The sequence below is a fragment of the Pseudomonas putida genome (assembly GCF_028682455.1).
Taxonomy (GTDB): domain Bacteria; phylum Pseudomonadota; class Gammaproteobacteria; order Pseudomonadales; family Pseudomonadaceae; genus Aquipseudomonas; species Aquipseudomonas putida_AA.
The window spans coordinates 983,548-1,004,346 of record NZ_JANHLD010000003.1; the positions used below are offsets into that span (position 1 = coordinate 983,548).

Sequence of the window (20,799 nt, forward strand, 5' to 3'; positions counted from 1 at the left end):
ACGGGAGCAGATATGGCTGAGCTGCACGACACGGTAGCCCTCGTCTGGGTCAAGGGCGCCATCGGTGACTGCCTGGCCCAGGCGCGCCTGGCACTGGAGCAGTTTTCCGCCGAGGCTGGCGACGCAGACGCCCTGGCCGGTTTTATCGACAATCTGCACCAGGTGCGTGGTTGCCTGGTGATGCTCGAACTCAGTGGCGCCGCCCTGCTGGCCGAAGAGCTGGAGCACCTCGGGCGGGCGCTGCAGGATAAGCACGTCAGCCAGCGTGGCGAGGCCCTGGGTGCGCTGTTTCGCGGCCTGGAACAATTGCCGCTGTACCTGGATCGGCTGCGCAGTGCCCGTCGCGACCTGCCGTTGGTGGTGCTGCCGGTGCTCAACCAGTTGCGTGCCGAGCGTGGGGTCGAGCCCCTGGGACAGGGCAGCCTGCTGTCGACGGCGCCGGCGCCGGCCGAAGAGCTGGCCAACCTCGATTCGTCCCTGAGCGCATTGCGCGAGCGTCTGCACGCAGGCTCCGACCGCGATGCCTTGCGCTCGGTGGTGGCTGCGCTGTGTGAAGACCTTATGCGGGTCAAGGAGCGCCTGGACTTGTTCGTGCGCAGCGATCGCCAACGTCTGGATGACCTTCAGCCCTTGCTGTCTCCGTTGCGACAGATCGCCGACACATTGGCTGTGCTGGGGTTTGGCCAGCCTCGGCGGGTAATTATTGATCAGGTGCTGGCACTGCAGAGCCTGGCCCAGGGCCAGCGCGCCCCGGACGACGCCGTGTTGATGGACGTCGCCGGGGCGCTGCTGTATGTCGAGGCGACGCTGGCCGGCATGGTCGGCCCGTTGGAACATCATCCCAGCCAGAGTTCGCTGCCGGGCACGGACCTCGCCGAAATTCGTCAGTTGGTGCTGGAAGAGGCCAACGCAGTGCTGCAACAGGTCAAGGACCAGATCGGCGATTCGCTGGAGGCCGGCTGGCAACCCCATCGCATGCCGCCGTTGCCCGGCTTGCTGCAGCAAGTGCGGGGCGCCCTGGCCATGCTGATGCTGCCGCGACCGGCGGCCTTGATAGGACGCTGTGGTGACTACGCCCAGGCCAACCTGCTGGGCGCCACACCACCGGACGCCACGGCCCTGGCGCATCTGGCCGACGCCCTGAGTGCCTGTGAGTGTTATCTGCAATGGCTGATTGCCGATCCGCAGGCCAACCCCTGGAATTTCCTCGAGGCCGCCCAGGCGAGCCTCGCAGCGTTGGGCTATGCACCCGAGCCTGTGCCGGCAGTTGAAGTCTACGTGCCGGATGTCGAAGAGCCGGTGGTCGATGATGAATTGCGCGAGGTGTTCCTGGAGGAAGCCGCCGAGCTTCTACCGCAACTCAATGTGCAATGGGCCCGTTGGCAGGCCAACCCGACGGACCGCGATGCACTGGTAGAGCTGCGCCGCGGCCTGCACACTCTCAAGGGCAGTGGCCGCATGGTACGGGCGCAGGGGCTGGCCGAGCTGGCCTGGGCCGCCGAGCATTTTCTCAATCGGGTGCTGGAAGGCCGCGTGGAGATTGGCGCGGCGCCCCTGGCCGGCTTGCAACAAGCACTGGATCTGATTCCCGGCCTGATGGCGGCCTTTGCCAATGGCCAGTCGCAGGCCGGCAAAGACATCGAGCAACTGGCGTTGCGCCTGCATGCGCTGGCGATGAATGACGCTCCACCCCAGGCAGATACCGACGAGTCCATCGACCCTCAGTTGCTGGAGATCTTCCGCAACGAGGCCGAGGGGCACCTGGCGAGCCTCGACAGTTTTCTCGAGCGTGCCGAACAGCAGTTGCCGCAGCCGGTCAGCGACGCATTGCAACGCGCCCTGCATACCCTCAAAGGCAGCGCCGCGATGGCCGGTGTCGCGCCTATCGCGGAACTGGCCGGTGCCCTCGATCTGCTGGCGCGGGAGTTCAAGGCTCATCAGCTGGCGTTCGATCTCGAGGAAATCTACCTGCTGGAAAGCGCCGAGCCGCTGTTGCGACGCGGGCTCGAGCAACTGAACCGCGCACCGCTGGCGCCGATTGCCGGCGCATCGACGTTGATCGAGGAAATTCACCAGGTGGTCGAGGCACGCTTGCAGGCACTGCTGCAGGCGCCGAGCCATAGTGTGCGGATCAAGCGCGACCCGCAGCTGATCGCCAGCTTCCTGGCCCAGGGCATGGACATCCTGCTCGATGCCGAGTCGTTGCTGCTGCGTTGGCAGGAGCACCCTGGCGAACGGCAGGAGCTCACCGCACTGCTCGAAGAACTGACCACCCTGGGCCAGAGTGCCCACCTCGCCGACCTGTGGCCGGTGGATGACCTGTGCGAAGCGTTGCTTGACCTGTACGGCGCGGTCGAGGAAAGCAGCCTGGTGGTCAGTGAGCGTTTCTTCGAAGAGGCGCAGCACGCCCACGAGGCGCTGATCGACATGCTCGACCAGATCGCCGCAGGTCAGGAGGTGGACCCGAGGCCGGAGCGCCTGAAGGCCCTGCGGGAGCTGCTTGACGACGCGTTGGCACCCGATGCCACGGGACTGATCAGCACCCGCAATGGCCAGGCGCAAATCGCCGAGCTTGGCGCTGCCACGGCAGCCCTGGACGCGGAGCCTGCCATGGTCGAGCTGTTTCTCGAGGAAGCCTGCGATGTGCTGGAAAGCGCTGACCAGGCGTTGGCCCGTGGCCTTGCCGAGCCGGACCATGCATCGGCCCTGTCGACATTGCAGCGCGATCTGCAGACTCTCAAGGTCGGCGCACAGATGGCCGCCATCGGCAGCGTCGAAGTCCTGGCCCGGGAGCTGGAGCTGCTTTACGAGGGCCTGGTCGATCGTCGTTTCAGCCTGACTCCCGAGCTTGGCGATTTACTCAAGCGCAGCCACGCGCAACTGGCCCAGGTGCTTGCCTCGCTGCAGCAAGGGCAGGCGCCGGCATCGGCTGTGGAGTTGCTGGCGGCGCTCCGTGAGTTTCGTCACGAGGCGCCACCGGCGGTGATTGCGGACAAACCTGCCGACCCGGCCCAGGAGGCGGGCGACAAGGAATTGTTGGAGATCTTCCTCGAAGAGAGTTTCGATATCGTCGAGAGCTCTGGCGCAGCCTTGCTGCGCTGGCAGGCCGAACCGCGCAATGGCGTCGAGGTGGAGAACCTGTTGCGTGACCTGCATACCCTCAAGGGCGGTGCGCGCATGGTCGAGATTGCACCTATAGGCGACCTGGCCCATGAGCTGGAGTTTCTCTATGAACTGCTGGCCGCCGGCCAGTTGCAGCCCAGTGCAGCGCTGTTCAGCCTGCTGCAGAACTGCCATGACCGCCTGGCCCACATGCTCGATGCCGTACGCCTGCACCAGCCGCTGCATGCCGCCACGGCCCTGATCGACTACATCCGCAATTTCAGCAGCGCCGCCCTGGCCGATACCGCCGCCCAGCATTCCAACCCGGATGCGGCACCCGCGGAGTTACCGGTGGCTGCACCTGAGCGCGGGCCGGTGGACATGGTCAAGGTAGCCTCGGAGCTGCTCGATGACCTGGGCAACCTTGCCGGTGAGCATTCGATCATCCGTGGGCGCATCGAGCAGCAGGTCAATGATGCCCAGGTGGCATTGAGCGAGATGGAAACCACCCTGGAGCGCATGCGCGACCAGTTGCGGCGTCTGGACACCGAAACCCAGGGGCGGATTCTCAGCCGCCAGCAGGCGGACGGCGACAGCCATGCCTACGACGATTTCGACCCGCTGGAAATGGACCGCCACTCGCAGTTGCAGCAACTGTCCCGGGCGTTGTTCGAGTCGGCCTCCGACCTGCTCGACCTCAAGGAAACCCTGTCCATACGGGCCCAGGATGCCCACAGCCTGTTGCAGCAACAGGCGCGGGTGAACAGCGAGTTGCAAGAGGGCTTGATGCGTACGCGCATGGTGCCGTTCGAGCGCTTGGTGCCTCGCTTGCAGCGAGTGGTACGGCAGGTGGCCAGCGAACTGGGCAAGCAGGTTGAGCTGGTAGTGGGCAATGCCGAGGGCGAGATGGATCGTAGCGTGCTGGAACGCATGGTGGCGCCGCTCGAGCACATGTTGCGCAACGCCGTCGACCATGGCCTGGAGGCGCGCGATGTACGCCTGGCGGCCGGCAAGCCGGAGCAGGGGTTGATTTCGCTCAACCTGCTGCACGAGGGTGCCGACATCGTCATCGAAATGACCGACGACGGCGCCGGGGTGCCGCTGGACGCGGTGCGACGCAAGGCGATCAAGCGCGGCCTGCTCGACCCTGACGCCGTGCTCAGCGATCACGAGATCATGCAGTTCATTCTTCAGCCGGGTTTCTCCACGGCCGAGAAAATCACCCAGATTTCCGGACGCGGGCTGGGCATGGACGTGGTCCATGAAGAGGTCAAGCAACTGGGCGGTTCGATGGTGATCGAATCCAATCCGGGCAAGGGTGCGCGCTTTTTGATTCGCCTGCCGTTTACCGTCTCGGTCAACCGGGCATTGATGGTGCAGTTTGGTGACGAACAATACGCCGTGCCGCTCAACACCATCGAAGGCATCGTACGGGTGCCGCCTGCGGAGCTCGAAACCTGCTACCGGCTCGAATCACCCCATTACGAATACGCCGGGCATCGCTACGCGCTGCATTACCTGGGTGAGCTGCTGCAAGGGGCGGGGCAACCGCGCCTGCTCGGGCAAAGCCTGCCGCTGCCGGTGTTGCTGGTGCATTCCCATGATCAGCAGTTCGCGATCCAGGTCGATAGCCTGGCCGCCAGTCGCGAGATCGTGGTCAAGAGCCTGGGGCGGCAGTTTGCCGGTGTCCAGGGCTTGTCCGGGGCGACCTTGCTGGGGGATGGCCGGGTGGTGCTGATTCTGGACTTGCTCGGTCAGTTGCGTGGCCTGCAGCTACGCCAGGCGCAAACGGCGGGAAGCAACGCCAGCTTGCGCCGCCAGCAGATCGAGCGGGCGCCGAAGCGGCCGTTGCTGGTGATGGTGGTCGATGACTCGGTGACGGTACGCAAGGTCACCGGGCGTCTGCTGGAGCGCCACGGCATGAACGTGCTGACGGCCAAGGACGGGGTCGATGCCATGGCGCTGCTCCAGGAGCATCGTCCCGACATTCTTCTGCTGGATATCGAGATGCCGCGCATGGACGGCTTCGAGGTCGCCACCCAGATTCGCCATGACCCGGAGCTCAAGGACCTGCCGATCATCATGATCACCTCGCGGACCGGGCAGAAACACCGCGACCGGGCCATGTCCATCGGCGTCAACGACTACCTGGGCAAGCCTTATCAAGAATCGGTGCTGCTGCAGAGTATCGCCCTGTGGAGTCGCCGCCATGCTTGAACAATCGATACGCAACGGTCGCCGCACCAGCCTGACCGGCCTGCTGCTGGCGCTGGGTGATCGCTGCCTGGTGCTGCCCAACGTGGCGGTGGCCGAGTTGATCGGCTACCAGGTTGGCACCCCGGCCGAGCAACAACCGGCGTGGATGCTCGGCTGGATCGACTGGCGCAACCAGCGCTTGCCGCTGCTCAGTTTCGAGGCCGCGTGTGGCGGCTCGGTGAAGGTCGGCGAGCGGGCGCGAATCGTCGTGCTCAATGCCCTGGGCAGCAGCCGGCAACGCTTTATCGCCCTGCTGGTGCAGGGCATTCCTCGCTCCTGCAAGCTGGACAGCCAGCTCAACTATGTCGATGTACCATTGGCGCCGCTGGAGCTGGCGGCGGTGCAGGTCGGCGAGCAGGTTGCCAGGGTGCCGGACTTGCCGGCGCTTGAGCGCTTGCTGGAGGACGCAGGGCTGGTTTGAAACATTTGCCTGTGTAGGATGGGAAGTCAGTCCGTTGTCTGGAGGACCCTGTTGCATGTATCACGGTGAACGTTTCAACGCCTGGACGCATCTGGTCGGCGCGGTGCTGGCCGGTATCGGTGCCATCTGGCTGCTGGTGGTGGCGAGCCTGCAGGGTGACCCCTGGAAAATCGCCAGCCTGGCGGTCTATGGCTTCACGCTGATGCTGCTCTACAGCATCTCCACGGTCTATCACAGCGTGCGCGGCCGGGCCAAAGTGGTGATGCGCAAGCTCGACCATCTATCGATTTATTTGTTGATTGCCGGCAGCTATACGCCGTTCTGCCTGGTCAGCCTGCGCGGCCCCTGGGGCTGGAGCCTGTTCGGCGTGGTCTGGGGGCTGGCGCTGATCGGCATGCTGCAGGAAATCAAGCCGCGCTCCGAAGCCCGGGTGCTGTCGATCATCATCTACGCGGTGATGGGCTGGATCGTGCTGGTGGCGGTCAAGCCACTGCTGGCGAGCCTGGGGGCGGCGGGGTTTGCCTGGCTGGCCGCCGGTGGTGCGTGCTACACCATCGGCATCATCTTCTTCGCCTATGACAGTCGCTTTCGCCACTGGCATGGCATCTGGCACCTGTTCGTGATCGCCGGCAGCCTGCTGCACTTCATTGCCGTGTTCTTCTACGTGCTCTAGAAGTCGCCCCACAGCTGTTGGGCGACCGTCAGGGCCACCACCGGTGCGGTTTCGGTGCGCAGCACTCGCGGGCCGAGGCGGGCGGCATGGAAGCCTGCGGCCTTGGCCTGCTCGACTTCGGCTTCGCTCAGGCCGCCTTCCGGGCCGATCAGGAACGCCAGGCTGTCAGGTTTCTGGTGGCTGACCAGCGGCTCGGCCACGGGGTGCAGCACCAGCTTGAGCTGCTCGTCGCAGGCCTTGAGCCAGTCGGCCAGCAATACCGGCGGGTTGATCTGCGGCACGCTGGAACGGCCGCATTGCTCGCAGGCACTGATTGCCACCTGGCGCCAATGGGCCAGGCGCTTGTCGGCCCGCTCGTCCTTGAGCCGCACTTCGCAGCGCTCGCTGACAATCGGGGTAATGACGTTGGCGCCCAGCTCCGTGGCTTTCTGGATCGCCCAGTCCATGCGCTCGCCCCGGGAAAGGCCCTGGCCCAGGTGAACCTTGAGGGCAGAGTCGGCTTGCCCGGCAAACGCTTCGTGCAGGCTCACCCGTACGGTTTTCTTGCCGACCTCGAGCAGTTGGCCGCGGTATTCCTGGCCGCTGCCGTCGAACAGCTGCACGGCATCGCCTGCGGCCATGCGCAGTACACGGCCGATATAGTGGGCCTGGGCTTCCGGCAGGTCGTGCTCGCCGAGGCTCAGGGGGGCATCAATGAAAAAACGGGACAGTCTCATCTGCAAACTCTGTGTAGGAGCGGGCTTGCCCCGCGTTTACGTCTATTGGTCGTAAGGGTGGGAATCAGCCCGGATCGCGGAAGTCCGGGTGGAAGTCAGCCGGTACTGCCACGCTGACACTGCTGCGGGTGGCGATGTCGATGCCTTCACTGGCCACCTCGGCGAGGAAGTCGATCTGCTCGGGGGTGATCACGTAGGGCGGCAGGAAGTACACCACGCTGCCCAGCGGGCGCAGCAAGGCGCCGCGGGTCAGGGCGTGTTCGAAGACCTTCAGGCCGCGCCGCTCCTGCCAGGGGTAGGCGGTCTTGCTGGCCTTGTCCTGGACCATTTCGATGGCCAGGGCCATGCCGGTCTGGCGCACTTCGGCGACATGGGGGTGATCGACCAGGTGCGCAGTTGCGGTGGCCATGCGTGCCGACAACGCCTTGTTCTGCTCGATGACGTTGTCTTGCTCGAAGATGTCCAGGGTCGCCAGGGCGGCGGCACACGCCAGCGGGTTGCCGGTGTAGCTGTGCGAGTGGAGGAAGGCCCGCAGGGTCGGGTAGTCGTCGTAGAACGCGCTGTACACCTCGTTGGTGGTCAGGCAGGCAGCCAGCGGCAGGTAGCCACCGGTCAGGGCCTTGGACAGGCAGAGAAAGTCGGGGCGGATGCCGGCCTGCTCACAGGCGAACATCGTCCCGGTGCGGCCGAAGCCCACGGCGATTTCGTCATGGATCAGGTGCACGCCGTAACGATCACAGGCCTCGCGCAGCAACTTGAGGTACACCGGGTGGTACATGCGCATGCCGCCGGCGCCCTGGATCAGCGGCTCGACGATCACCGCGGCCACCGTGGCATGGTGTTCGGCCAGGGTCTGCTCCATGACGGCGAACATGTTGCGCGAGTGTTCTTCCCAGCCCATGCCTTCCGGGCGCAGGTAGCAGTCCGGGCTTGGCACCTTGAGAGTGTCGAGCAGCAAGGCCTTGTAGGTTTCGGTGAACAGCGGCACATCGCCGACCGACATCGCGGCGATGGTTTCACCGTGGTAGCTGTTGCTCAGGGTGACGAAGCGCTTTTTCTCTGGCTGGCCTTTGTTCAGCCAGTAGTGAAAACTCATTTTCAGCGCCACTTCGATGCAAGACGAGCCGTTATCGGCGTAGAAACACCGGTCCAGCCCGTCGGGCGTCATCTTCACCAGGCGCTCGGACAGCTCGATCACCGGCTGGTGGCTGAAGCCTGCGAGGATAACGTGCTCAAGCTGATCGACCTGATCCTTGATGCGCTGGTTGATGCGTGGATTGGCGTGGCCGAATACATTGACCCACCAGGAGCTGACCGCGTCCAGGTAACGCTTGCCTTCGAAGTCTTCCAGCCACACGCCTTCGCCGCGCTTGATCGGGATCAGGGGCAGCTGTTCGTGGTCTTTCATCTGGGTGCAGGGGTGCCACAGGACCTTCAGGTCACGTTCCATCCACTGTTGGTTGAGGCCCATTTCGATTCTCCTGGCGACGACGGCGCGAACATGCGGCGCAAGCCTATGCAATGCGCCAGCCGAGAACAACCCGTGGCATGCAATCAGGCTGCTGGCATTGCTGACGGGGACCCTTGGCGTGGCGTATCCTTCGGCTACTCTTTCAGGGGGATTCCCCCCAAATTTCTGCTTTGATCCGGAGTTCGCCAAAATGTCTGCTGGTTGGCTGCGCGCGTGTGCGCTGGTAATGATAGGACTGTTCAGCGGCGCCGCGCTGGCCAAGGACAAAACCCCGACGGCCATCGTCGTCGGTGGTGGTCTGGCCGGCCTGACGGCGGCTTATGAATTGCAGGGTAAGGGCTGGCAGGTGACCCTGCTTGAAGCCAAGTCGGGCATGGGCGGGCGCTCGGGCCTGGCCACCAGCGAATGGATCGGCAATAGCAAGGCCCAGCCGATCCTCAATCAGTACCTGGACAGCTTCAAGATCACCACGCTGCCGGCGCCGGAGTTCGTGCGTACGCCGGGTTACCTGATCGACGGCGAGTATTTCACCGCCACGGATCTTGCCACCAAGCAACCGGCCACGGCCGAAGCGCTCAAGCGCTACGAAAAGACCCTGGATGACCTGGCGCGCTCGATCGACGATCCGCAGAACCCGGCGGCCAACAGCACGCTGTTTGCCCTCGATCAGCTGAACGTGTCGACCTGGCTGGACAAGCTGCAACTGCCGACCACTGCACGCCAGCTGATCAACCAGCAGATCCGCACCCGCTACGACGAGCCTTCGCGCCTTTCGCTGCTGTACTTTGCCCAGCAGACCCGCGTCTACCGCGGCGTCAGCGACCGTGACCTGCGCGCCGCGCGCCTGCCTGGCGGCAGCCCGGTGCTGGCCCAGGCCTTCGTCAAGCAGCTCAAGACCATCAAGACCAGCTCGCCGGTCAGTGCCATCATCCAGGACAAGGACGGCGTCACCGTCAAGGTCGGCAGTGTCGGTTACCAGGCCGACTACGTCGTGCTGGCAGTACCGCTGCGTGCCCTGTCGAAGATCCAGATGACCCCTGGCCTGGACAACCAGCACCTGGCGGCCCTCAAGGGTACCAACTACGGCTGGCGCGACCAGTTGCTGCTCAAGTTCAAGACCCCGGTCTGGGAAAGCCGTGCCCGCATGTCCGGCGAGATCTTCAGTAACGCCGGCCTTGGCATGCTGTGGATCGAGCCTGCACTCAAGGGCGGTGCAAACGTTGTGATCAACCTGTCGGGCGACAATGCCCGCTTGTTGCAAGCCTTTGGCGACAAGCAGATGGTCGATCAGGTGTTGATCCGCCTGCATGCGTTCTACCCACAGGCCCGTGGCTCCTTCAGCGGCTACGAAGTGCGCCGCTACAGCACCGATGCCGGCATGGGGGGCGCTTACCTGGCGTACGGTCCGGGCCAGATCAGCAAGTACTGGCGCTTGTGGGAGCGCCCCGTGCAGCGTGTCGCCTTTGCCGGCGAGCACACCGACGCCCTTTACCCAGGCACCCTGGAAGGTGCTCTGCGCAGCGGCCAACGCGCTGCCAGCCAGGTCCAGGACCTGGCAGCGGGCAAATCCTTCGACCCGGTCAAGGCGGCAACGGTGGCTGGCGCAGCCGGTGCTGGCGCTGCGGCCGCGGCGAGCAAGGGCAACTTCTTTACCAATATGTTTGGCGGCTCGTCGGACAAGCCAGCCAAGGCTGCCGAACCTGCAAAGCAGGAAGAGACCAAGCCAGGGTTGTTCAAGCGTATGTTCGGCGGTGACGAGAAGCCGGTGGAAAAACCTGCTGCAAAGCCGATTGAGCCTGCTGCCGCACCCGCTGTGGCACCGGCCGCGCCGGCCGCGCCTGTAGCCAAGCAGGAGCCGGTCAAGGCGGCTCCGGCCAAGGCCGCTGCAGCCAAGCCTGCTCCGGTGAAAAAACCGGTCGCCAAGGCTGAGCAAGCGAAAAAGACTGCGGCCAAGCCGGTCCCGGTCAAGAAGCCGGTGGCCAATACCCAGGCCAAGGCACAGTAAGGCGTCCATCGCTATCGCGGGGCAAGTTCGCTCCTACAGGTTACGTAGGAGTGGGCTTGCCCCGCGAAATCTTTCTACCTTCCCCCCGCAGTTAATGTTTCCTTAATAGCGTTGTTACACAGTACCAATCGTTTTTCTCGATATTTCGAAGCAAAATTTTCCGCTTTAATTCGATATTTAACGCGTTAGTCTGTGCACAGTTCTTACAGGGAAACACGGCAATGCAACTGCGTAATTCACCTTCTCGTTACGGCTTTGTCAGCATCTTCATGCACTGGGGTGTGGCACTGGCAGTCTTCGGACTGTTCGGGCTGGGCTTGTGGATGATGGGGCTGGACTACTACAGCCCGTGGCGCAAGGACGCCCCCGACCTGCACAAGAGCATCGGCCTGGTGCTGTTGGCCGTGATGCTGCTTCGCGTGCTGTGGCGTTTCATCAGCCCGCCGCCGCCAGCCCTGCCCAATCACGGCAAGCTGACCCGCCTCGCTTCGAAGCTCGGGCATGGTCTGCTCTACCTTGGCCTGTTCGCGGTGATGATCGCCGGCTACATGATCTCGACTGCCGATGGCGTAGGCATACCGGTGTTCGGCCTGTTCGACGTTCCCGCCTTGGTGAGCAACCTGCCTGACCAGGCCGATATCGCCGGTGAGATCCATTTCTACCTGGCCTGGGGACTGGTGATTTTCGCCGGCCTGCATGGCCTGGCAGCCCTCAAACATCACTTTATCGACCGTGACGCGACCCTCAAGCGCATGCTGGGCCGCAAAGCTTGATGTTCAACCTCAACTCCAAAAGGATATAGACGCATGTTGAAAAAGACTTTTGCCGCTCTGGCGCTCGGTACCGCACTGCTCTCGGCTGGCCAGGCCATGGCGGCAGACTACAAGATCGACAAGGAAGGCCAGCATGCCTTCGTTGACTGGAAAATCAGCCACCTGGGCTACAGTTTCATCCATGGTACGTTCCGTGATTTTGACGGTACCTTCAGCTGGGATTCGGCCAAGCCTGCCGACAGCAAGATCGCTGTCGACCTGAAGACCGCCAGCCTGTGGTCCAACCACGCCGAGCGTGACAAGCACATCGCCAGCGCCGACTTCCTCGACGTGAAGAAATACCCGGAAGCCAAGTTCGTTTCCACCAGCGTCAAGCCGACTGGCGACAAGACCGCTGACGTGACCGGCGACCTGACCATGCACGGCGTGACCAAGCCGGTGACCTTCAAGGCTGTGTTCAACGGCGAAGGCAAGGATCCATGGGGCGGCGAGCGCGCTGGTTTCAACGCCAAGACCACCCTCAACCTGAACGATTTCGGCATCAAGGGCCCAGGTGCTACTTCGCAGACCCTGGACCTGGATATCTCGATCGAAGGCGTGAAGCAGAAGTAATCTCGCGCTGCGCACCAACAAAAACGCCGCCCCTAGGGGCGGCGTTCTTGTTTCTGCGTTTGCTGGATCAGCGATTGCGGGTCAGCAGTGCAGGTTTCTCGCCACGTGGGCGGCTTGGCAATTGCTCAAGCTGCTCGGCAGTCGGGAAACGGTCGATCTTCGACTCTTTGTGCATGATCTTCGGCTGCGGCTGGCCTTCACGCGGGTTGCGTACGGCTGGCTCGCCCGAGGAATTGTCGTTGTTCGGACGACGGTTGCGGCCAGCGCCACCGTCACGGCGTTGTTGACCGCCGGTACCGCTGCGTGCGCCACCGCGTTTTTCGCCATTGGCCGAGCCGCCTGTGCCGGCGCCGCTGCGTGGGCCGTTGTTGCGGCCCTGGCCGCCACCGTTGCTGCGCGGCTGACCGGTGCCGGTACCAGCCTGGGCAGGTGCGCCCGGACGACGGTTGCGACCCTGGTTGCCCTTGTTCTGGTAAGGGCTGACGTAGTCGGCGCGGTTACCGAAATTGTCCACTTCATCATCCAGGAACTCTTCCGGATCACGATTGGCCGGCACTGGCGGTACACCAGGCTGTGCCGACTGGGACTGGCGAGGCTTCTTGTCGCGCGGCTTGCGGTCTTGGCGGCCACCGGCGGATTTCTCCGCGGTTTTTTCCTTGTCCTTCTCGCGACCTTTTTCCTTGCCTTGGTCCTTGCCCTTGTCCTTGCGACCGCCGTTGTTGGCATTGCTGCCATCGGCACGCTGGCCACGGCCGCCGCGCGGATTGTTCTGTGGGCGCTCACGCACTTCAGGTTTTTCGGCTTCGACCTTGGAGGCATCGAAGCCCATCAGGTCGCCGTCCTGGATCTTCTGGCGCGTCACGCGCTCGATGCTCTTGAGCAGCTTTTCTTCGTCCGGGGCCACCAGCGAGATCGCCTCGCCGGAGCGACCGGCACGGCCGGTACGGCCGATGCGGTGTACGTAGTCTTCTTCGACGTTGGGCAGCTCGAAGTTGACCACGTGCGGCAGCTGGTCGATGTCCAGGCCACGGGCGGCGATATCAGTGGCGACCATGATGCGCACGGTGCCGGCCTTGAAGTCGGCCAGGGCCTTGGTGCGAGCGTTCTGGCTCTTGTTGCCGTGGATGGCGGCGGCGGTCAGGCCGTGCTTTTCCAGGTACTCGGCCAGGCGGTTGGCGCCATGCTTGGTACGGGTGAACACCAGCACCTGTTCCCAGGCACCCATGGTGATCAAGTGGGCCAGCAAGGCGCGCTTGTGGCTGGCCGGAAGGCGGTACACGCGCTGCTCGATACGCTCGACCGTGGTGTTCGGTGGCGTGACTTCGATGCGCTCGGGGTTGTGCAGCAGCTTGTCGGCGAGGTCGGTGATGTCTTTGGAGAAAGTCGCCGAGAACAGCAGGTTCTGGCGCTTGGCCGGCAACCGTGCGAGGACTTTCTTCACATCGTGGATGAAGCCCATGTCGAGCATGCGGTCGGCTTCGTCCAGGACCAGGATCTCGACGTGGGACAGGTCGACACTACCTTGGCCGGCGAGGTCCAGCAGGCGGCCCGGGCAGGCTACCAGTACGTCGACACCGCGGGCCATGGCCTGAACCTGTGGGTTCATGCCGACACCGCCGAAGATGCAGGCGCTGACGAAGTTCAGGTCGCGGGCATAGACCTTGAAGCTGTCATGCACCTGGGCGGCCAGTTCGCGCGTAGGGGTCAGCACCAGGACTCGCGGCTGGCGCGGACCATGACGCTGGGATTTGTCTGGGTGACCACCTGGAAACAGGCGCTCGAGAATCGGCAAGGCGAAACCACCGGTTTTACCAGTACCTGTCTGGGCGGCGACCATCAGGTCGCGACCTTGCAACACGGCGGGAATGGCCCGCTGTTGCACCGGAGTGGGCTGGGTATAGCCCGCTGCCTCGATGGCGCGGACTAGAGCCTCGGAGAGACCGAGGGAAGCAAAGGACATGAGTAATCCTGTTCTTAGTGGGGGCTAAGCCCGATGGGATAATCTTGCCTGGCGCGACGGGCATCGGGTGATGCTATCGCGTCCGGTCCAGCAGGGTCTTCAATGCGCATCCGGAGTGTGGCGGGCGGGCTCTTGGCCGCGCTGTCCTGCCGGTCGGGATGCCTTTTGCAAGGCCGAGCGTCCGGGCGTAAGCCTGGCGGGAAGGCCCGAGTATAACAGAGCAATCAGGGCGTGCTGTGTTCCTGCTGCTCAACGGCCGTCCGAAAAACGTCTCCGGCTTCGGCGTAGCGGGCATGCAGGGCTGCATAGGCAGGTTCGCGCTTGAAGCGGCGCAGCTCGGCGGCAAAGCGTTGGACCAGAAGATCCATGCCGACATTGCGGCGCACGGCCAGGTACTGACTCTGGCGGCTGATCACCAGTGGCAGCTCGCTGATCTCCTGCTTGAGCCCCATGCTGTTGATCATGTAGCGCCCGACGCGGCGGTCGGTAATCAACAGATCAATGCGCCCACGCTGCAGTTTGCCGAAGTTGGCTTCATGGGTGGGAGCAGGTTCGCGGATGAACAGCGGTGACTCGCTGAAAGCCGAGGCATAGGTGTAGCCAGGGGAGGTGCCCACCGTCAGGCCGCGCAGGTCTTCGAGGTTGTTGATCGAGTGGGGACGGGCGTTGGCGTAGAACAGCACAAACTCGACATCCGACAGGGGCTCGCTGGGGTAAAACAACTGGCTGTCGCGCTGTTCGGTCTGGAAGATATCCAGGACACCGTCGGCCAGGCCTTGCTCGACCATGGCCAGGCAGCGCTTCCAGGGCAGGAACTGCCACTCCACCTCCACTCCAAGGCGCTTGAATACCTCGGCAGTGACCTCGTAGTCGATGCCTTTGGCGTGACCGTTCTCCAGGTACACATAGGGCGCCCAGGGTTCGGTAACGATACGCAGCTTCTCGCCGTGGGCCAGGGCACTCAGGCAAGAGAGGAGCAACGCAGTCAGGAGGCGGGCGAAATCAGGCATGGCTGGAGATTACGACGTGCGCACGTCTATGGCTAGTAGACATGCGTGTTGCTCCCGCCGGTGCGTCAGTGTTGTGATCGCTTTAACAGCGAGTCGCGGACTGTGCCGTGCTTGTGGCCCAGACTCAGGCGCATGCCGGGGCGCTCGAACCACTGGTGTAGCTTGTCGCGGCACAGCGGGTCGGGATGGCGGGCATTGGCGTTTTCCAGGGCCTTGTCCCACCAGGCCGCTGCACAGGCGCGGTCGAACTCATTGGGGTAGTTGTAGCAGCCGTACATCAATTCGCGCAGGAACTGGCGCTGCTCGGACGGCAGGGTCAGGCTCAGGGCCTTGTAGCCCAGGCGCTGCAGGGCGGGCGGCTTGGGCAGCTGGGCGTTGACCTGCGCCACGTCCTGCAAGGCCTGGCAACTGAAGGGTGCATGCTGGTGCTTGGCCAGCCAGGCCTGGACTTTGGCCCGGAACAACTGCTTGCGGCTCCAGTAGTGGTGGATCAGGTCGGTGCACTGGTTGACGTGCATCCGGCGGTAGGCGGCCACCCCCAGGCAGAACTCCTCCAGGGTGTAGGCGCCGTTGGCGTGGGGGTAGTACTCGTCCATCAGGGCGATGGACTGGTCAAGCAGGGCGGCATCTTCTTGCATCAGGCCGATCACGCCGGAATTGAGCAGCGGCATGTTCCGATCGGCCAGCCCGCGTGCTTCAAGCATCGGCGCCAGGCTTTGAAACAACGGGCATTGCGGGTCGTCACCATAGTTGGCGCCAATCGCGTTGCACAGCAGGGTGCCTGGCTGTATGCGGCGAAACAGCTCCATCGGGGACTGATGGAAGAAGGTGTCGGTGTCGATCAGTACGGCCTTGGGATAGCTGGCCAGTACCTGGCGCAGGACTACATGCTTGCTGCGAAAGTGATAGCCGTAGGGTTGGTTCCAGGCTTGGCGGGTAGCCTCATCCAGGATGTGGACGGTGACCGGCAGGTGCTGGTAAAGCTCGGGGTTGTCGCTGTAGACCTGGATGTCGAGGGCTTCATCCGGCGTTTTGCGCAGGTTGGCGAGGGCGCTGACGATGCTGAATTGTGCTTCTTGATGATAGGTTTTCTGCCCGAAGACCAGGTAGACAAGTTGCGGGCGGGCTGTGGCGTGGCCATGAGTCATGAATGCACGTAAATCCGTAGGTCAATAATGCAAGAAAGGCCTTAGCGTAAGCCAAGACCTTTTCAGCAATCTGCAGCAATTGTTACCAACGGTTTACGGCCTGATCAACGGGGCAACTTGAGGTTGTTCCAGATCGCCAGGCTAGGCTCGGCCTGGTTCAGCGTATAGAAGTGCAGGCCCGGTGCGCCGCCTTGCAGCAGTTGCTCGCACATGCGGGTGATCACGTCTTCGCCGAAGGCCTGGATGCTCTTGACGTCATCGCCGTAGGCTTCCAGCTGCTTGCGGATCCAGCGCGGGATCTCGGCGCCACAGGCGTCGGAAAAACGGGCCAGCTTGCTGTAGTTGGTGATCGGCATGATCCCCGGTACCACAGGAATGTTCACGCCCAGTTGCTGCACGCGCTCGACGAAGTAGAAGTAGCTGTCGGCGTTGAAGAAGTACTGGGTGATGGCACTGTCGGCACCGGCATTGGCCTTGCGCACGAAGTTTTTCAGGTCATCTTCGAAATTGCGTGCCTGGGGGTGCATCTCGGGGTAGGCGGCGATTTCGATGTGGAAGTGGTCAGCGCTTTCCTGGCGAATGAACTCGACCAGTTCGTTGGCGTAGCGCAGTTCGCCACTGGCCATGCCCATGCCCGAAGGCAGGTCGCCGCGCAGGGCGACGATGCGCTGGATGCCGGCAGCCTTGTACTGGGTCAGCAGGCTGCGCAGGTCGTCCTTGCTGTCGCCGACGCACGACAGGTGCGGTGCGGCAGGGACTTTCACTTCGCTTTCCAGCTGCAGCACGGTGTTGAGCGTGCGGTCGCGGGTGGAGCCGCCTGCGCCGTAGGTGCAGGAGAAGAAATCGGGGTTGTAGCTGGCCAACTGGCGGGCAGTGGCGAGCAGCTTTTCATGGCCAGCATCGGTCTTGGTCGGGAAGAACTCGAAGCTGTAGCGACGCTCTTGAGACATGGCGAAATCCTGGTAAACCGATCAAGCAGGCCAGCGACGGCTGGCATACAGAAAAAAGCCGGTGACGCTTTGCAGCGACACCGGCTTTGGCCCATCAGTAGCGGTAGGCGTGAGGCTTGAACGGCCCTTCAACGGCAACGCCGATGTACTCGGCTTGTTGAGGCGTCAATTGAGTGACTACGCCACCGAAGCCGCGGACCATTTCCAGGGCCACTTCTTCGTCGAGTTTCTTGGGCAGTACTTCAACGGTCAGGCGCTCGGCTTTCTGAGCGGCCGGCAGGTCGGCGTACTTCTGGCCGAACAGGAAGATCTGCGCCAGGACCTGGTTGGCGAACGAACCATCCATGATGCGGCTTGGGTGGCCAGTGGCGTTGCCCAGGTTCACCAGGCGGCCTTCGGCCAGCAGGATCAGGTAGTCGTCGTTTTGCGGGTCGAAGGTGCCAGCGCCGGTACGGTGGATCTTGTGTACCTGTGGCTTGACCTCTTCCCAGGCCCAGTTCTTGCGCATGAAAGCGGTGTCGATTTCATTGTCGAAGTGGCCGATGTTGCAGACCACGGCGCGCTTTTTCAGGGCCTTGAGCATGTTGGCGTCGCAGACGTTGACGTTACCGGTGGTGGTGACGATCAGGTCGATCTTGCCCAGCAGTGCCTTGTCGATGCTCGCTTCGGTACCGGTGTTGATACCGTCGATGAACGGCGAGACCAGCTCGAAGCCATCCATGCAGGCTTGCATGGCGCAGATCGGATCGACTTCGGAAACCTTGACGATCATGCCTTCCTGACGCAGCGACTGGGCCGAACCCTTGCCCACGTCACCGTAGCCGATGACCAGTGCTTGCTTGCCCGACAGCAGGTGGTCGGTACCACGCTTGATGGCATCGTTCAGGCTGTGACGGCAGCCGTACTTGTTGTCGTTCTTGCTCTTGGTGACCGAGTCGTTGACGTTGATGGCCGGGATTTTCAGCTCGCCCTTGGCCAGCATGTCCAACAGGCGGTGTACGCCGGTGGTGGTTTCTTCGGTAACGCCGTGGACGCGGTCCAGCACGGCCGGGTACTTCTTGTGCAGCAGCTCGGTGAGGTCACCGCCGTCGTCCAGGATCATGTTGGCATCCCATGGCTGGCCATCCTTGAGGATGGTCTGCTCGAGGCACCACTCGTACTCTTCTTCGGTCTCGCCTTTCCAGGCGAATACCGGAATGCCGGCAGCCGCGATGGAGGCAGCGGCCTGGTCCTGGGTGGAGAAGATGTTGCAGGACGACCAGCGAACTTCGGCACCCAGGGCAACCAGGGTCTCGATCAGCACGGCGGTCTGAATGGTCATGTGGATGCAGCCGAGGATCTTGGCGCCCTTGAGCGGTTGCTCTTGCAGGTACTTGCGGCGCAGGCCCATCAGTGCAGGCATTTCCGATTCAGCGATGATGGTTTCGCGACGGCCCCAGGCAGCCAGGGAGATGTCGGCGACTTTGAAATCGGTAAAACCTGCAGGCGTGATTACAGCGCTCATTGAGAGCCTCCATTCGTAGTGTGCGAATGGGCGCCGTTGTGCGTTTAGTGTCGCCAGGCAAGGCCTGGCCAGACAACGCCCCATCCGAGCCTGACAGGGTGAACCTGCTGCAGCGCCCCTCGGACAGGTGGCGGGAACGGTATCAAGTGCAGATGACCGTTTTTGAAGCGAGGGCGATTATAGCTGCGCCAACGAAACTGCCCAAGGTTTTCTGTCGATTAATCGAGACCATAGTCGATGTTAAATGGAGGCATGCGGCCGGCTCTGCCATCATTACCCCCAACGATTGGCAAGACGGTCAGGAGTAGATATGAATTTTCACACCCGTAAATGGGTCAAGCCCGAAGACCTCAACCCCAACGGCACCCTGTTCGGCGGCAGCCTGCTGCGCTGGATCGACGAAGAGGCGGCGATCTACGCGATCGTCCAGCTGGGCAACCAGCGTGTGGTGACCAAGTACATCTCGGAGATCAACTTCGTCAGCGCCTCGCGCCAGGGCGACATCATCGAGCTGGGTATCACTGCCACCGAGTTCGGTCGTACTTCCATCACCCTCAAGTGCGAAGTGCGCAACAAGATCACCCGCAAGAGCATCCTGACGGTTGATCGCATGGTGTTCGTGAACCTGGGTGAGGATGGCTTGCCAGCGGCCCATGGGCGGACCGAGATCAAGTACATCAAGGATCAGTTCGATACGACGGTGGAATGAGATAAACATCGCCGGGCAAGCCCGCTCCTGCTTGTAGGAGCGGGCTTGCCCCGCGAAAAATTCCTCAAGGCTGCTCAGTAACCCCGCGCACCACACGCCCGATCGTCAGGCCCTGCAACAGGATCGACGACAGCACCACGATATAGGTGATGCTCAGCAGCAGGTCCCGCTCGGTACCGCTGGGCAGTGACAGCGCCAACGCCACCGACACCCCGCCACGCAATCCACCCCAGGTCAGTACCCGTACGGTGCCACGCGGTACGGTGCGCCAGCGGCGCAGCATGACTATGGCCGGCGCCACGGTCAGCAACCGGGACAGCAGGATCGCCACGGCCAGCACACCGGCGGCGGCCAGGTGCATCCAGGAAAATGGCAACAGCAACAGCTCAAGGCCGATCAAGGCGAACAGCAGGGCGTTGAGCATGTCGTCGATCAGTTCCCAGAAGCCGTCCATGTAGCGACGGGTCATTTCATTCATCGCCAGGTTGCGTCCCATGTTGCCGATGATCAGGCCCGCCACCACCATCGCGATGGGCGCCGACACATGCAGCTCGTAGGCCATGGCCGAGCCACCGATGACCAGGGCCAGGGTCAGCATCACCTCGACCTGGTACTGCTCGATGCTCTTGATCATGCGGTAGGTGATGTAGCCGACCAGGCCGCCGAACAGCGCTCCGCCGATGGCTTCGCGGGCGAACAGGAGGGCCGTTTCGCTGACGCTTGGCGTCTCACCCAGCTGGGCAATGCCCAGCAGCACGGTGAACACCACCACCGCGGTGCCGTCATTGAACAGCGACTCGCCGACGATAGTGGTTTTCAGCGGCTTGGAGGCGTTGGCGGTACGCAAGGCACCGAGTACCGCGATGGGATCGGTGGGCGAGATCAAGGCACCGAACAGCAGGCAGTAGAGCAGGCTGACGTGCCAGCCGAACAGGGCGAAGATCCAGTGCGCCAGGTAGCCGATCACGACGGTGGCGATCAGCACGCCTACCGTGGCCAGCAAGCCGATCGGCCAGCGGTAGCTGCGCAGGTCGGCGAGATTGACGTGCAGCGCCCCGGCAAACAGCAGGAACGATAGCATCCAGTGCATCAGCAGGTCATTGAAGTCGATCTGGCTCATCAGGCCTTGCACGCGCTCTTCCAGCCCCGGGTATCCAATGACACTCAAGCCTTGCAGGAGCAGGGAAAACAGCAGTGCGGTGACCATGACGCCGATGGTGGGCGGCAGGCCGATGAAGCGGTAGTTCAGGTAGGTGAGGAGGGTGGTCAAGCAGATAAACGCGGCAACGAGCTCAAGCATTCGGGGTCCTGTAGTGGCTTCCAATTCGGCACCCGAGTCCATCGGGCAGTGCTTGGATGGCTTGCCAGAGGCTTGGGGACACAGTTTTTGACTGCATGCGTTGACCGCGCTCGGTGGGTTTCGTTTCCCTGGCAAGCAAATGTGCGCGACGCCAGGCCGGACGAAATGCTTAGATAGCGCCTGGCCATT

At 62.9% G+C, this 20,799-nt stretch carries 15 protein-coding genes and 1 riboswitch; of the genes, 7 read left to right on the forward strand and 8 right to left on the reverse strand.

What is annotated here, in order from left to right:
* Positions 1-12 precede the first annotated feature (12 nt).
* Genes NPS58_RS21640 through trhA form a run of 3 tightly spaced genes read left to right on the forward strand, consistent with a single transcriptional unit; the run spans position 13 to position 6,452 of the window.
* The gene (locus tag NPS58_RS21640; protein WP_274117309.1) at positions 13-5,319 is read left to right on the forward strand and encodes an Hpt domain-containing protein; all 5,307 of its coding nucleotides are present in this window, start codon (positions 13-15) and stop codon (positions 5,317-5,319) included.
* Complete coding sequence (locus tag NPS58_RS21645; RefSeq protein ID WP_274117310.1) at positions 5,312-5,779, forward strand: chemotaxis protein CheW; 468 nt, start codon at positions 5,312-5,314, stop codon at positions 5,777-5,779. The genes NPS58_RS21640 and NPS58_RS21645 overlap by 8 nt, the downstream gene beginning before the upstream one ends.
* A gap of 55 nt (positions 5,780-5,834) precedes the next feature.
* The gene (trhA, locus tag NPS58_RS21650) at positions 5,835-6,452 is read left to right on the forward strand and encodes a PAQR family membrane homeostasis protein TrhA (protein WP_274117311.1); all 618 of its coding nucleotides are present in this window, start codon (positions 5,835-5,837) and stop codon (positions 6,450-6,452) included.
* On the opposite strand, the gene NPS58_RS21655 is transcribed toward trhA, so the two are convergent.
* Together NPS58_RS21655 and NPS58_RS21660 are read right to left on the reverse strand one after the other, a co-directional pair.
* Positions 6,449-7,168, reverse strand: a complete 720-nt coding sequence (locus NPS58_RS21655) for a 16S rRNA (uracil(1498)-N(3))-methyltransferase (RefSeq protein ID WP_274117312.1) — start codon at positions 7,166-7,168, stop codon at positions 6,449-6,451. The genes trhA and NPS58_RS21655 overlap by 4 nt on opposite strands.
* 64 nt (positions 7,169-7,232) lie before the next feature.
* Entirely contained in the window at positions 7,233-8,639 is a 1,407-nt protein-coding gene (locus tag NPS58_RS21660) for an adenosylmethionine--8-amino-7-oxononanoate transaminase (RefSeq protein ID WP_274117313.1), read from the reverse strand.
* A gap of 190 nt (positions 8,640-8,829) precedes the next feature.
* On the opposite strand from NPS58_RS21660, the gene NPS58_RS21665 reads away from it, so the two are divergent.
* The 3 genes from NPS58_RS21665 (at position 8,830) to NPS58_RS21675 (ending at position 12,029) form a co-directional block, all read left to right on the forward strand.
* On the forward strand, positions 8,830-10,644 hold the full coding sequence (locus NPS58_RS21665) for a flavin monoamine oxidase family protein (RefSeq protein WP_274117314.1): 1,815 nt from the start codon (positions 8,830-8,832) through the stop codon (positions 10,642-10,644).
* 221 nt (positions 10,645-10,865) lie between these two features.
* Entirely contained in the window at positions 10,866-11,417 is a 552-nt protein-coding gene (locus NPS58_RS21670; RefSeq protein WP_274117315.1) for a cytochrome b, read from the forward strand.
* Between the two features lie 33 nt (positions 11,418-11,450).
* Positions 11,451-12,029, forward strand: a complete 579-nt coding sequence (locus tag NPS58_RS21675) for a YceI family protein (RefSeq protein WP_274117316.1) — start codon at positions 11,451-11,453, stop codon at positions 12,027-12,029.
* 67 nt (positions 12,030-12,096) lie between these two features.
* Here NPS58_RS21675 and NPS58_RS21680 read toward each other — a convergent pair whose 3' ends face one another.
* From NPS58_RS21680 to ahcY, 5 genes are all read right to left on the reverse strand, one after another.
* Positions 12,097-13,989, reverse strand: a complete 1,893-nt coding sequence (locus tag NPS58_RS21680; RefSeq protein ID WP_274117317.1) for a DEAD/DEAH box helicase — start codon at positions 13,987-13,989, stop codon at positions 12,097-12,099.
* A gap of 224 nt (positions 13,990-14,213) precedes the next feature.
* Complete coding sequence (locus NPS58_RS21685) at positions 14,214-14,999, reverse strand: substrate-binding periplasmic protein (RefSeq protein ID WP_274117318.1); 786 nt, start codon at positions 14,997-14,999, stop codon at positions 14,214-14,216.
* A gap of 65 nt (positions 15,000-15,064) precedes the next feature.
* Positions 15,065-16,147: a hypothetical protein gene (locus NPS58_RS21690; RefSeq protein ID WP_274117319.1), complete on the reverse strand. Its 1,083-nt coding sequence runs from the start codon at positions 16,145-16,147 to the stop codon at positions 15,065-15,067.
* 104 nt (positions 16,148-16,251) lie between these two features.
* Positions 16,252-17,097 carry a methylenetetrahydrofolate reductase [NAD(P)H] gene (gene metF / locus NPS58_RS21695; protein WP_274117320.1) on the reverse strand — a complete coding sequence of 282 codons (846 nt, stop codon included), beginning with the start codon at positions 17,095-17,097 and terminating at the stop codon, positions 16,252-16,254.
* Positions 17,098-17,191: 94 nt separating this feature from the next.
* Positions 17,192-18,601: an adenosylhomocysteinase gene (gene ahcY / locus NPS58_RS21700; protein WP_274117321.1), complete on the reverse strand. Its 1,410-nt coding sequence runs from the start codon at positions 18,599-18,601 to the stop codon at positions 17,192-17,194.
* 21 nt (positions 18,602-18,622) lie between these two features.
* Positions 18,623-18,728, reverse strand: a riboswitch (S-adenosyl-L-homocysteine riboswitch).
* Between the two features lie 183 nt (positions 18,729-18,911).
* Here ahcY and NPS58_RS21705 point away from each other — a divergent pair.
* Complete coding sequence (locus tag NPS58_RS21705; protein WP_274117322.1) at positions 18,912-19,310, forward strand: acyl-CoA thioesterase; 399 nt, start codon at positions 18,912-18,914, stop codon at positions 19,308-19,310.
* 64 nt (positions 19,311-19,374) lie between these two features.
* On the opposite strand, the gene NPS58_RS21710 is transcribed toward NPS58_RS21705, so the two are convergent.
* Entirely contained in the window at positions 19,375-20,610 is a 1,236-nt protein-coding gene (locus NPS58_RS21710) for a cation:proton antiporter (RefSeq protein WP_274117323.1), read from the reverse strand.
* Positions 20,611-20,799 lie beyond the last annotated feature (189 nt).